This window comes from Methylocaldum sp. GT1BB (genome assembly GCF_051027545.1).
GTDB lineage: Bacteria > Pseudomonadota > Gammaproteobacteria > Methylococcales > Methylococcaceae > Methylocaldum.
In genome coordinates, this window is record NZ_CP194902.1 from 4055288 (window position 1) to 4069173 (window position 13886).

The following is a 13886-nucleotide window of genomic DNA, read 5'->3' on the forward strand; positions in this document are numbered from 1 at the left end:
TTTGCCTCGTATGGAGAGGATTTCTGCAATAGCCGCAAGTCTGGAGTTAAGGCAAAGGCCGTAGGAACTGGGGCATTTGCCCTAAGGATACAAAGGGGAGGCATCCATTTTCAGCGCTATGCGATAGGCCAAAAATCTCTTTGAAACTCTACTGTCAAATGACATCAGGAATCCGGCTAGTAAAACGCTCGAGCTATCGGCCAGTCCTTGCCGACAACTTTCCATACACACCATTCAATCCCGAAACCAACCCGGCCCATCAAAACGCATAATTCCAAGTAACGGCCAAGGTCCCGGTGCGCGCCAGCTGATAACCGTTGACATCGTCCGACACCGGTTGCAACCACTCGACGCTGAGATTGTGGCCGGCGAAATCGCCGCTGGGTACTGAAAGATTGAGACCCAGCCCCACATCCCAATAGCGTCCGCCGTAGTTGGACGGGAAGTCCACCGGCGCGGTGGTCGAATGCTCGCGGTTGAATTCGCCACGGATAGAACCTTGAACGGTGTAAACGCCGCGCACCGAAGCCGACAGCCAGTTCGTCAGGCTGTAGCCGCCCCAGGCGGTGGTCTGAAACACGTCGCCCAGGGCATAACCCGACTTGTTTCTGCCTTCGAGCCGCTTGGTGCCGCTCACCTGCGCGCCCCAGAACCACTTGTCCGCCTGTCCGGTATAGGTCAGGCTGGGTTTGAAATCCCAGGTGCCGCTGCCGAGTTGCATACTGTAATCCTGTAATTCACCGTCCTCCGTAGCCCCGCCATCCACGGTCATGTCGACATCGCCCGTGGGCGCGCTGACCCCCAGTCCCAGATTGAGGCGGTGCCCGGACACGTCGAACAGCTTGATCAATGCCACCATCAAGGTATCGCCGAATCCGTCGCTGCTGTGCCCGCCGCCGTGCTCGTCGTCTTCCGGAGCCCCCGGCAACGGCTTCGACTCCATCTCCATGTCGACGAGCTGGGGCATCAGCATCAGGTTCAGCCAGTCGGTCGGCGCATACATGATGTCCAGCATGTGCATGTGCATGGTCATGTCTTTCGGCCGGGAGAGACATCCCGAGTTGCCGCAGGCGCTGCCGATCAGCGTTTGACTGCCGACCCTGTTGGTACCGTGCAGCATATCCCCCGCCTGATTGCTGTACATGTAGCGATACCCCGCCATCAAGCTGTCGGCCTGGTCCATCATATGGCCGAACATAATGCCGGCGGGCATGTTATGCCCGTAATGGTGCGAGCCGTGTTCGTGGTGGCCGCCCGAGAATGAGCCGGGCGCCGACAGATTGACGTTAAGCCCGGCGTGAGCCAGGAAATAGTTGAAATCGGCATAATCGCCCGCGCCGCCCCCGCCCAGCTTCAGATCGCCGGCATGGCTGTAATATTCGAAGCCCGCTTCCAGCCGAATGCCCTTGGTGAACTGCTTGCTGAACGTGATGCCGCCGCTCAGGGCGCCGAAGCCGGACAGGCGAAAATCGCTCGAATAATAGCCGTCGGCTCTGGGCGCAAGGAAATATGGAGCGAAGAAGTCGGCTTGCGACTGCGAATAATAGCGGATGCTCGGCGCAGCCATGATGCCGAAGGGCAGTGGCTGATACCACTTCAGCTCGAAGGTGTGAGAATCGATGCCCCAATCGTCGAAGTAGTACCGGTAATCGAAATGCAGGGACGCATCCAGCGCCGGTATATGCCGGTTCAATCGACCGGAGAAGGCCCACTGGTTGCGCTCGTCGGGCCGTCTTTCCCGAAACAGCTCGATCCCCACGACTTCGAGATTGGTCACGGATTTCCAGTCGATTGTGCCCGCTTTCGCCTGCGAAATCTCATAGTACTCCTCGGGCGTAATTTCCCCGCGCACGTAAACGTACTTATATGGGTTGGTGAGATAACCGCTCTGGTTGGTGTAGCTGGCCGTGCCCTGAAACAATGTGTTCTTGCCCAACACCTGCGCGATGCTGGTACTGAAGCCGTGGAAAACGCTCTCTTCGCGCAGCTCCGGGTAATTGGGCGAATCATCGTTGTCATGCGAGTGTTCGCTGTCAGTTGAGTGGACGGTGCCTCGGCTGATGTCATTGCTGGTCAGACTGTATCCCGCCGATACCGTAGTATGTTTCTGGTTGAATTCGTGGCTCAGATTGATCGAGCCGAAACTCGATTTGAAATCCGGCTCGAGAGAATAGCCGCCGGAGAGGGCAAGCGTGGCCTCGTCGAAATAGTATTTGGCGCCGAATACCGGCATGGTGCGCGTTTCGCGCGGTTGCGTCTGGAACCGCTGGACCGGTTTCGTGCCTTTGGGCACTAGGCTGTCGAGAACCGCGCGATATCGTGAGATAACGGCAAGTTTGGTGAGTCTCTGGATCTCCGCTGCGAGCTTCTGGTCCCATGCTTTCTGTTCCTCGGTTCTTTCGCTAGGTAGGGTAACGCCAGAGAGATTGATGTTATCGAGTTGCACATCGAACCGCTTGCCGTCCGTGGGAGTCTGCGGATAGCCCTTGTAATGGATCCAGAACGCGTTGATGTTTTCGAACGCCTCGTTCAGGGTCAATGCGCCCTGGAAGCCGTTGGCCACGATCTGATAAGCCACTCGGGTCGCGTCGTAGTTAGTGCCGTCGCCGGCGGCGAGGTCCGGGTTCAGGGCCGTATTGAACCCCAGGATTTCCCAGACATCGTTGGGGCCGGTCCCCGGATTCCCTGACTTGATCCGCGCGTAAAACTCCATAGAGTCGAGGCTGAAGGCCGAACCGTCCAAGGCGCGCACGTAGATGCCGGCGGAATCGGGATGGTACTGGAGCAAGGTGCTGAAGTCTCCGTCCAGCCGATGCAGGTGGGCGTTCGGGGCTGTGGGGTCGTTCACGGTGCCGATCGCAAACCCATCCTCGAAATAACAGCCGTCCGAACCGATGCCGGCGCAGCTGCCGCCCGGCTCAGGCGCTGCGTTGGCTTTGCCGTAGTAGGCCGCGAATGTCATGTTCTCGAAATCGATCGTCACATTGTCGATCGTCGGCGTTGACGGCGGAGACGGAGGTTCGGGATTGGCGGCTTTCCACTGTGCTAACGCCGCGCTGGCGTCCGCCTCAGACGCATCCTTGCTGTCCCAGAATGCTTTGTACGCATTGAGCCCGCCGAGAACAGTCAACCCACCGGCAGTGACGCCCCCGGAAGCCGCCGAAACGACATCGGCCGGTGTCGGATCGCTGGCCGGCGTTCCGTCAGTGTTTTGCTTGTACTTGGGCTGATCCGCCATGGTCGCCGGGATGCTGAACGCCGGCGTGGCGCCGCTGTAGGTATCGCGGTCGATGCTGAAGGTGAATTCGAGCCGGTCGGAAACCGGAACCATGAAATCGCCGTGGGAAACCTCGACCTGCATTCGGTCATCGCTTTCCTCGTAATAACCGAAGTGGACATTACCTTGCGCTTGCGCGACCGGAACCGCGGCCGAGACATCCATGCCCGGCAGGGCGAGGGCGGCGGTCGTCAAGGCGAGAAGCGCCTTGGGCTTTTCCGATTTGACCGGCATTTCTCACGCCCCCTTCTTCGCGAGGACGGCGCTAACATCGTCGTCGGTAAGGGATTGCCGACCTACGTCGAGCCGCCGGGCCGTAGGTCGGGAACCCCTTCCCGACGCCGACCGCGCCAAGCGAGCCGTCGGCAAGGGATTGCCGAACCATGTCGAGCCGCCGGGCCGTAGGTCGGGAATCCCTTCCCGACACCGACCGCGCCAAGCGAGCCGTCGGCAAGGGATTGCCGAACTATGTCGAGCCGCCGGGCCGTAGGCCGGGAATCCCTTACGCTGGTTCCCAAACTCCTGTTTGGGAACCCATGCCGAGAAGTCGGCAAAGGATTGCCGACCTACATCGAGTCGCCAGCGGACGTACTGTGAGTAGGTCGGGAATCCCTTCCGGACGCCGCCTGAACCAAGCCGACGCGAAAGGCGGAGTGGAAAAGCCCATTCTCCGCTGAAGCATTGACCCGCCGACGCGGCGCGGCGAGCAAATCGGCAGAGAGGCGATGAATGCGGATCAGTTGCAGCCACAGCCGCCCCCGGTGCCGCCATGTCCACCTTGCGAGCCTTCCTTGCTGGAGAAAATGTGGTCGCGCAAGCCGGTCAGGCTGGGATCGGGCGTAATGGACATCTCCGGCTTGGCCAGAGTGCCCCTTTCCCACGGCGCGACGCTGGTGCAGCCCTGGCAAATCACGAGGGCGCAGAGCAGAATCGGCTGCCGCAAACGCGCCAGTCGAAGCTTTCGGAAGAATGTCATCTCATTCCCCCAAGAGCGCGTCTACTTGTTTGCGGATAGCGTCCTGATCCTCGTCGCGGTAGCCGAGATGAATCGCGCGCACCTTGCCCTGTTTGTCGACAAGATAAGACGACGGCATGGCCTTCACCTCGAAAACGCGCGGACACTCGCCCGAGGCATCGAACGCCGTGACGTAATCCACCGGGTGGGCTTCGAGGTATCGCAGAGCGTCCTCGGTGTTTTCGTCCACGTTGATGGCAACGACTTCGAATCCGTCCTTCAGACGTTCGTTGCGCAATCCGTTAATAAAAGGCATGGATTTCTTGCACGGCGGGCACCAAGTGGCCCAAAAGTCGACAAGCACGACTTTGCCTTTATAAGCCCCGAAGTCCAGTTTTTCGTTATTGCCGGGTAATGCCGCGGGGCACCCGGGTACCGACGATCCCTCTTGAACGGCATAAACCGAAGCGCTGCAGCCGAGCAGCAGAAGAGCCGATAGAAGAAATGTTTTCATTGTTCTGCATGTAAATCCGAGGTGACAGGCTGTTAACCACCGCCCTAGGTAGCACAGGCTGTGCCATCGGTTACGAGATCGCGGCGCCGACAGCGCCACGTACTTGCCTCCGCCGCCGGACGTACGCTAGAGCCTGCATCGCGACCTCAGGGCTCGTCCTCGGCCCGCCCCGGAAGCGGACCGCCGCTCCTCGGCCATGAGGCATATGACCCAGATAGAGGCTTCAAATCCCACACTCGACTCGAACGCTTCCCCCAAGTCCGATCTTATGGAATATCCATCGCGCAGGTGTGGTTTAAAGCGGGTGAGCGGGTTTTGCCCGGAACGGCAGTAACGGCCTTCAGACGAATTGGGCGTGGTATGTATTTTGCTCGTTACTGCCGCGGGGGAATGGTCCTTGTCGCAGGATAGTAACGCAGCGGCCGCACCCTCCTGATTTAGCCGGGAACCGGCTGGGTCAGCGTTTCACCGGCCGGTCGTCGGCATCGCACGCCCGGTCCTTTGTCGCGGAATTCTTTATTTCGCCGGGCCATATCTGTCCTGGACGAATGGGGATACCGGATTCATACGCTATGGAGATTTTTAGATGAACAAATCGAAGACAATCGCCGGAATGATATTTTCCGCGCTGACCTTAACCACCGGCACCGCTGGGGCCGCCATCGTAGACCCCGTCACGATCGATTTCGAAGCCATGACGTTCGCGGCCTACTACGGCAAAGCTAATCTGGCGCCTGAGCCGGGCGGCACTTGTGCCGGCGCCGGTTCGGCCGGGTGTTATTTCGAGGATGGGTTTGCGATCGGCACTGTTAGCAACCCCGACCCGAACGCCCACCTGCACCGGTATGATGGGGACTTCAGCACCTTGCTCCAGTACCATCCCGACTCCCCCGGCATCTACGTACGAGCCCAGGACAGCTCCGCGTTCAGCCTCACGTCCATGGAGTTTCAGGCGCCGATCAAGAACGCCAATCCGGGGACCGGCCCCAACGATGTCTGGGAAATCCTGGGGTTCAATACGGCCCTGAACCCGGACCTCGCCGCTGGCGACGGCACCAACTACCCAACCGTGGTCGCTTATCAGACGGTGGCCAACGGCTTCAACGGCACACTGACCCTCGATGAGGCGTTCGAAAACATCGATGCCTTCTGGATCCACTATAAGGGCTACCCGATTGTGCCGGAGGACGGCAAAAGGTTTGATTTAAGAATCGACAACATTACGCTGAGCGCTCCTGTCAGTGCCGTCCCCATTCCCGCCGCGGTCTGGCTTTTCGGCACCGGTTTGATGGGTTTGGTGTCGCTCGGCAGACGGAAAGCGGGCCTGGCGGTCGCTTGATTTTGCCGGTAATGGTGTTCGAGCGGGGCAGAGGCAATGCCGTTCGTTCAGACAGAAGACACCGTTCACCCTGAGCGTAGTTCCGCGCCATCGCTTATATGGTGCGCGGGACGAAGTCGAAGGATGAACGGCCTCTCCGGAGCTTCGACTTCGCCCTTCTCCGCTACGCTCCAAAGGGCTGCGCTCAACCCGAACGGAAAAATCTTAGACAAACGGTATTGGGGTAAGGACATTGGTCCCTGCCCCGCTTTTTACGAACATGGATAAGCGTTTCCCGCGGCGGAACCTCGGGGGAGAGGTTCTAAGGCCGCCAACTTCGAGGTAAAAACATGCGGTCTATCAACTACGTCCTTTTGGGGGTTTGCCTGCTGATCGCGCAGTCGGCGTTCGCCCACGGCCCAGAGCCCATGCCCTTGCAAAAGGTGCCCATTCCGCCGGTTCCGGGTCTCTTGGACGGCTCCGATCCCATCGTCGTCAACAAGAACATGGCCATCGCCCTGGGCAAGGCTCTGTTTTGGGACATGAACGTCGGCAGCGACGGCATGGCCTGTGCCTCCTGCCATTACCATGCCGGGGCGGATCGGCGCGTCAAGAATCAGCTGAATCCGGGGGAAAAGAGCAGCAGTCCGACCGGCCAAACTTTCGAGGCACTGCCGTCGGGCTCCGGGGGCGCCAACCACACATTGACCCGCAACGACTTTCCGACTTTCCGGTTCAACGATCCCTTGCATCAAGAAAGCGGAGTCGCTTTCGCGACCGACGACGTCGTTTCTTCAGCCGGCACGTTCAGCGGTGACTTTATCGGCGCTTCGAAATTCACCGGCACGAGCGATCAATGTGCCCGCAGCGCCGATCCCGTGTTTCACGTCAATCATGTCGGCACGAGACGGGTCGAGCCCAGGAACACGCCCACCGTCATCAACGCCGTGTTCAACCACCGCAATTTCTGGGACGGCCGAGCCAACAACATCTTCAACGGCAGCAGTCCCTGGGGCGACCGCGATCCCGATGCCGGGGTCTGGGTAAAAATCAACGCCCGAAGCGTGGTCAAGCAGCGCTTGCATCTGGAAAACTCTTCGCTCGCCTCTCAGGCCATGGGGCCTCCGTTGAGCGATTCGGAAATGAGTTGCAGGCAGCGCACGTGGCCGGCCATTGGCAGAAAGCTGCTGCTGCGCCAGCCCTTGCAGTATCAGAAGGTCCATCATGAAGACAGTGTACTGGGACCATTCAGCCTGAGTTCGCCGGGGACTCTGAAACCCGGACTGAGCACGACCTACAAGAACATGATCACTCAGGCATTCAATCCGAAGTACTGGTCTTACGGCGGCCTTGGTCCGTTCGGCGCGCCTTCCGGGCAAACGCCTTACAACCAGATGGAAGCCAACTTTTCCATGTTTTTCGGCATAGCGCTTCAGCTTTATCAGTCCACGCTGGTATCCGATCAAGCCCCCATCGACTTGTCGCCTCGCGATCCGCAGACGCACAGGCCAACCTGGCAGGGCATGGGCAAGACTCAGGAAGAAATCGACGTGTTGACGGATGGATTCCAGACCTTCGTGGACAATCACTGCAACCTGTGTCATGCCGGCCCGACCATGACCACCGCCGCCATGGTCACGAACAGCACTTTGGTGACGCCCACGCCGGGTATGTATTTCGGTCCGGATCATAGCTTGATCGAGTACGGTCCCAATGCTCTTGGCCCCTCGAACGGAGCCGCGGCTGCCGGCATCAACCGCGATGTTAATGTCGTTATCCGAGATGTCGCTTCAGGCGGCCAGCGGTTGATGGATATGGGTTTCGCAAATACCGGCGTCGGCGATCCGGATGCCGATCCGGGGGTAGGAGGCGTCGACGATTTCGGTAATCCCTTGTCGTTCTCCGATCAGTACGTTCAATATTTGCTCGGCAATGATTCAGGGATAGTCGATCCGGGCGTCGACAACGTCCGCAGTTGCGATTTTCTGACGCCTCTTGCGTTAAACACCAATAGCGTGATTTCCACAGTATTCACCATACCCGACGGCATAGAAATCGACGGCAGCCGTGAGGGTGTGCTGCGCGATCAAAACTGCCTGAATTCCCTACGCAAATACAGTCCCACCATTGCGGCCGCAAATGCCGCTCTCGTTTCGGCACCGGGCAAGTTGGCCGTGGCCAAGAAAGCGGTTTTCAAAATACCAGGGCTAAGGAATATCGAACTGACGGGGCCCTACATGCATAACGGCAGCATGGCCACCCTGGAAGAAGTCCTCGAGTTCTACTCCCGGTTCGGCAATGTCAACAATCCCGATAAGCATTCGTTAATGGACAGTGTCACGTTGGCCGAGAATCCCATTAAACGCACGCATCTGCTCGCCTTCTTGAAAACCTTCACCGACGACCGGGTACGTTACGAAAAGGCGCCGTTCGATCATCCGGAGATCGTCGTACCCCATGGGCACAGCGGAGATAGCCAATCCGTGACTGCGGGCAATCCGCTGGATCCAAATTTGGCTACAGAGGACACCTTGACGATTCCGGCGGTTGGGGCGAACGGCGCGACCGATCCGATTCTGCCGTTCGAAAATTATTTGGAACCGTAGTCAGGCCGAAATGGATCCGGCTGCCGCGGATCGAAAGCCGGGCAATCAATGAGTGCCCGGCTTTCATTCGCACCGGCCTCTATTTTTAGGAGATATGCATGAAACCGCTTACTAAAAACTACAAAGTACTAGCCACCTTGGTGGTAATGGGTTTGTCGAGCGCCCAAACGACACTGGCGGCCAGTGCGTTCAGCAGCGACGCGACACTGACCTATACCATCACTAACATCACCAACCTCAACAATCCGGGTGACTTGTCGGGACTCCAAATTCTCGGTTATTTCGAGCAGGCGGGCGCTCCCGATTCCTATGTGGCGACCACCGGTGACGGCGCAATCGCAGCCGACAATCCAACCGTGGGCCCGGTTAGCGTCGAAACCAGTTTCAGTCGGACATTCGCAGTAGGCGGCAATGTAACCGATGGTACGGTAGCCTCTTCCCACCTGGGGTGGTTCCGCCTGGATTTCAACAACCTCGGCAGCGACAGCTATGCCATCGAACTTGCTCTGGATTTCGAATTGACTGCTACCGCCAGCGGGCAGTCTGCGGACACCGATATATTTCTCGACTACTTCAGGACCAGCAGTTCCGACAGTTTCCTTCCGGGCTTCACCAATGTTTCTCCCAGTCTGGGCTTTGGTTTCGTGAATGCCTCGGTATACGGTCTGGATAATGCGGCAACGTCAGGCTCATCGGGGCCGTTGCTTTTCAGCCTAGGCCCGAATGCCTCGGAAGGTCTTCACGCCGACGTGTGGATCAACGGCAATCTGCAGGCTTCGCCGGTTCCCCTTCCTGCGGCCGTTTGGTTCTTTATCACGGGCCTTTTGACGTTTTCGAGCATGAGAAAACGGAAAGCGATGGCCTGATTCCGTCGGAAACGGATTTCCGACCTACTTATTCCATTCGACATTCGAGTGAACATGAATCGTAGGGTGGGTTAGCGGAGCGTAACCCACCGATTCAAGGCCGCTCGGTGGGTTACGGTCTCGCGGCCTCACCCGCCCGGCAAAAATGAATACCGGATTGAAAGCGATTTGGAGTTATCGTCGGCTGAAGCCAGCTTCCACGCCAACACTATAATCGTGGGTCGGCAACCCTTTGCCGACAAAGATGTCTCGTCGTGTCGGCAAAGGATTGCCGACCTACTGCGCCTTGGGGGCGCTAGCCTAGCCGGAAAATGCTCTAAACGAATATGTCTCAAATCCTCAGGGATCGTATCCAAAGCCGGCGACGAACGGCATGAGGATCTCGGACACCTGCGCAAACTCCGGTTCGTAATATCGCCAGCGCCCGACCGACGAGGCGTAAAGCGGCTGCGCCACCTGGTTGAAACTGGGGCTATTGATGTATTTTCCCGCCGCCCGCTTGTGAAAATCGGCAACCGCCGGATCCCAGGAAAGCCCGAGAAAGGCGAACACTTCGCGGAAGGTCGTCTCGAATCCGGATACGGCATCCTCGTAACGGAATTCGACGAAATCCAGCGTCATCCGCGTTTTCATGCACATCCACCACTCCATGACCTGCGCGTAAAAGGCCGCCGTTCCCTTCCAGCTCAGCAGTTGGACGGTAGAGGGGTTCGGAATCATGGTCTGCATGAAACAGCTCAAGCACACATCGCGCGGATCGCGCATGACGAAAACAAGCTTGGCCTCCGGAAAAATGCAATTGATGAGTCCCAAATCGATGGTATTCATCGTAGTCTTGTCCACGAAAATCCGTGTGTCGATCTTGTCTCCGAACCGTTCCCGCGCCCGGTTCCAGTAGAACCGGCGCAAATGCGTCACGCCGGCCAGATCGAGCTTCCCAAGCTGTTCGGGCGTCGTCCCGGTCGACCCGGACATGCGGTCCAGTTCCTTTCCCAAGGCGAAAATCAAGTCCGCTTCGTCGGCAACGAAAACATCCGGGTGGGCATCCAGAACTTCCTGAGTGAGCGTAGTCCCCGAGCGCATGAACCCCACGAGGAACACCGGGGGCGCTCGATGATCCTGCGGAAGCGCGGTTTCCGACCAGCGAGCCAGCAGTTCCCGAGTAAAACCGGCGGTGTTGGTTCTGATCAAATTCGGAACTAGAGTGACATCCTGCTTTCTGACTTCCGGCAGCAAGGCGGACGCATCCGCGGCAGCGTGCAAATGGCCGAACACCTGGTCGTATGCCTTGAGCTTGTCGTGTATCCGCGCCAATTCCTTATGCGCCCGGAATCTTTCTTCAGGCGTCGGAAAACCTTTCAAAACGTTTTCGAGCCTTTGTTTTGCTTCGTCGCAACTCCCGTCGGCCGTTTCCAGGCTCGCCAATAAAATTTGCAGCATAGCGCTATGCGGCGCCCGTTTGACCGCCTGCCGGCAAGCCGCCAATGCCGATTTGTTCTGATTCAACCTCGAGTGGGCAAGCGTCAGCAGTTGAAAACCGCGAACCTGCGAACTATCGATCTGCACCGCCTGTTTCGCCAATTCCAGCGATCCCCGATAATCGTTCCAGAATTGCAGCTGCTCGGTAAGCCCGAGCAGCAAACCGATATCCCGGCTCTTGCGCGCTTTTTTCAGCAATAACTGACCGGACTGGCGCAAATGGACGATGCCTTGATCGCGTCTGCCCAGCCAGCATAAGGCTTGTCCCAAGCAAGCCTTGGCCTGCGCGTCTTTCGGATTTTCCGCCACCGCCTTTTCGAACCACGCGGCGGCTTCTGCCGTGTTTCGGGATTGGATGGCGGCATAACCGCGCTGCATGAAGCTTGTCATTCGGAAACGCCGGCAAGGGCCTGTTTCGCTTCCTCGAGGCCCAGGTAATCGCTGTCCTTGACCACGGCCTTTTCCAGGCGCTCCTTGGCCAGGGCCTTATCACCCGCCTGGAGGTACACCATGCCGAGGTGATACTGGAAAATGGGCACCTCGGGCGCCTGCGCCACGGCCTTTTCCAACAGCCCCCGCGCCGTCGTCAACTCGCCCAACTGCCGGTAAATCCAACCGAGCGTGTCAAGAAACGCAGGCTCGGTCGCCGTCTCGAACCGCTGGGCCAACGCCAGCGCCCGCTGGAGTTTGTCCCGGTCGGCCGCATCCAGGCTGAGCAGGGCGGCCAGGTTGTTGCGCGCCAGCGCGTCATTCGGGTTGCGGGCCAGGACCGCCTCATATTCCGCCATGGCCCCCGCCCAGTCCTTGCTGCGCTCCAGGACCCTGGCCAGTCCCATCCGCGCCGCGCGGTCCTCGGGCGCCGCCGCCAGCGCCCGCCGGTAGGCCGCCGCCGCGCCCTTCAGGTCCTTTTTCTGCTCATGGACCGCGGCAAGGTTGTGGTACGGCAGCCGCCATTGGGGATGGATCTCGATCGCCCGCTCAAAGGCTTGGATGGCCTCCGTCTCCTGGTTCCGCGCCAGATGGTAGAGCCCCAGTAATTGGTGGGCGGTCGGGTGCTTCGGATCGTCCTTCAGGGCTTTCCGGATCCGCGCCAGCGCCTTCTCCGGCTGCTGCGCGGCGAGGTGGAGCCCGACGATGGCCTTCAAGGGCTCGTAGTCGTTTTGGGCGCGGGAAAGCGCCGTTTCGTATTCCGCCAGCGCCGCCTCGGGCTGTTTCCGGCTTTGGTAGAGTTGGCCCAGGCGGAACGGCCCGACGGCTTTATCGGGGAAGCGGTCCTTGATCTCCTTGAGGAGCGGCTCCAGGGCGTCCGTCTGCTGGCTCGCCACCAGCAGGTCCGCCTTGAGGTTGAGCCCGTCGAGGTGCTTCGGCTGTTGCTTGAGGAATTCGTTGAGCTTGTCGAGGGCCAGGCTGGGGTTTTTCTGCCCGACCAGGAATTCGACCAGCAGTTTCCTCAGCCGGTAGTCCGCAGGGTTCACGGCCACCGCCTTGTCCAGTTGTTCCTGGGCCAGGGCGGGCTTGCCGTCCAGGAGATAGGCCTGGGCCAGCCGGGTCAGCACCTCGGTCGACTCCGGCTGATCTTTCAACAAGGCCCGGAACGCGGCGATGGCGTCCTGGGCTTCCCGCCGCGCCAGCGCCAGCCGGCCTTCAAGCGATAGCGCCGGATGGTCTTTGGGGTTTTCCGCCAGCACCTGTTTCACCAGGTCCCGCGCCTCGTCGCTCCGCCCGCGCTTCGCCAAAAGCTCCGCCAGCTGCGTCATGGCCTTGAAGCCGTCCGGCTGGTTTTCGTGGTCGGCGATCAGGGCGCGGTAGACGCTTTCCGCCTGATCGGCCTCGCCGAGCTGTTGGTGCACCTGGGCGAGCCCGAAGCGCAGGGCGGTGAGCGTCGGGCGGGCCGCGATGACCGCGGTCAGTTCGCTGACCGCCCGCGCCCCGTCGCCGCGCTTCACGAAAAACTCGGCGAGCCACAGCGGTGCTCTCGGGTCCTCGGGGAAGTCCTTCTGGGCGGTGCGGAGCGTTGCTTCCGCGGCGTCGAAGCGACGCTGCTTGAGGTAAAGTTCGGTCAGCAGCCCCCGGTGTTCGAGGCGGTCGGGTTGGGCCGCGATCAGGGCCTTGAGGGTCTCTTCCGCCGCCTCCGCCTGGCCCTGTTGCTGGTGCAGCCTCGCCAGCGCCATCAGCAGCGCCGGCTGGTTCGGCTGGATCTTGAGCCCGGTTTCGAGCACCCCGATCGCTTCGGCCGGCTGTCCTTGCTGGGCCCAATGGAGGGCCAGCACCAGATAGGGGTCGGGCCGGGCCGGCTGCTCCGCCACGATCGCCTCCAGTTGCGCCCGCATCGACGCGCTGTCCCCCTGGAGGTTCGCGATCGCCGCCTTCAGCATCCGCACTTCGAGGTCCGAGGGCCGTTCCTCGGCCACCGGCCCCAGGAGTTCCTGGGCTTTCGCGGCGTCCTTCGCCAGCAGGTAGAACTTCGCCAGTTTGAGCTGGGCGTCGCGGTGGGTCGGGTCGAGTTCGACCGCCTTTTGATAGAGGGCGAACGCCTCGCGCCAGTGCTTCTGGTCTTCTTCGATCCGGCCCAGGTAGAAATAGGGGCTCGCGGCCTTGGGGTCGATCTGCAGGACGTTCTTGAACTCGACCTTGGCCTTGTCCAGATTCTGCGCCTCGACATACTGGAGGCCGCGCGCCAGGTGCGCGGCCTTGCGCTCCTCCGCCCCGCCGCACGCGGTCAACACCCAGGCCACCACCACCCAGGCCGGAACGGGCCGAGTCAATCTGAACTTCATAACAAACTCCGTGGAATACAACAGTGAGAGTGAGCCAGCTTACAAATTTGATGCCGATCCATCTTGGCCCCTAATTTGCACGTAAGTTGCGTTC

Annotated in this window: 8 protein-coding genes; 3 read left to right on the forward strand and 5 right to left on the reverse strand. The window is 59.8% G+C overall.

Annotation, left to right across the window (positions count from 1 at the left end):
* Window positions 1–259 precede the first annotated feature (259 nt).
* The 3 genes from ACR2TX_RS19365 to ACR2TX_RS19375 form a co-directional block, all read right to left on the reverse strand.
* Window positions 260–3511 carry a DUF3570 domain-containing protein gene (locus tag ACR2TX_RS19365; protein WP_434130543.1) on the reverse strand — a complete coding sequence of 1084 codons (3252 nt, stop codon included), beginning with the start codon at window positions 3509–3511 and terminating at the stop codon, window positions 260–262.
* A 502-nt stretch (window positions 3512–4013) separates the two neighbouring features.
* Window positions 4014–4253 carry a DUF4266 domain-containing protein gene (locus tag ACR2TX_RS19370; protein ID WP_077731886.1) on the reverse strand — a complete coding sequence of 80 codons (240 nt, stop codon included), beginning with the start codon at window positions 4251–4253 and terminating at the stop codon, window positions 4014–4016.
* A 1-nt stretch (window position 4254) separates the two neighbouring features.
* Window positions 4255–4746: a TlpA family protein disulfide reductase gene (locus ACR2TX_RS19375; protein WP_077731887.1), complete on the reverse strand. Its 492-nt coding sequence runs from the start codon at window positions 4744–4746 to the stop codon at window positions 4255–4257.
* Window positions 4747–5332: 586 nt separating this feature from the next.
* On the opposite strand from ACR2TX_RS19375, the gene ACR2TX_RS19380 reads away from it, so the two are divergent.
* From ACR2TX_RS19380 to ACR2TX_RS19390, 3 genes are all read left to right on the forward strand, one after another.
* On the forward strand, window positions 5333–6085 hold the full coding sequence (locus ACR2TX_RS19380; protein ID WP_434130544.1) for a VPLPA-CTERM sorting domain-containing protein: 753 nt from the start codon (window positions 5333–5335) through the stop codon (window positions 6083–6085).
* Between the two features lie 329 nt (window positions 6086–6414).
* Window positions 6415–8670, forward strand: coding sequence for a cytochrome c peroxidase (locus ACR2TX_RS19385; RefSeq protein WP_434130545.1), 2256 nt, complete (start codon window positions 6415–6417; stop codon window positions 8668–8670).
* Window positions 8671–8768: 98 nt separating this feature from the next.
* Entirely contained in the window at window positions 8769–9536 is a 768-nt protein-coding gene (locus tag ACR2TX_RS19390; protein WP_210024186.1) for a VPLPA-CTERM sorting domain-containing protein, read from the forward strand.
* A 339-nt stretch (window positions 9537–9875) separates the two neighbouring features.
* Here the strand turns inward: ACR2TX_RS19390 and ACR2TX_RS19395 are convergent, their stop codons facing one another.
* Window positions 9876–11405, reverse strand: a complete 1530-nt coding sequence (locus ACR2TX_RS19395; RefSeq protein WP_434130546.1) for a tetratricopeptide repeat-containing sulfotransferase family protein — start codon at window positions 11403–11405, stop codon at window positions 9876–9878.
* On the reverse strand, window positions 11402–13792 hold the full coding sequence (locus ACR2TX_RS19400; protein WP_434130547.1) for a tetratricopeptide repeat protein: 2391 nt from the start codon (window positions 13790–13792) through the stop codon (window positions 11402–11404). Before ACR2TX_RS19400 ends, ACR2TX_RS19395 begins: the two co-directional genes overlap by 4 nt.
* Between the last annotated feature and the right edge of the window lie 94 nt (window positions 13793–13886).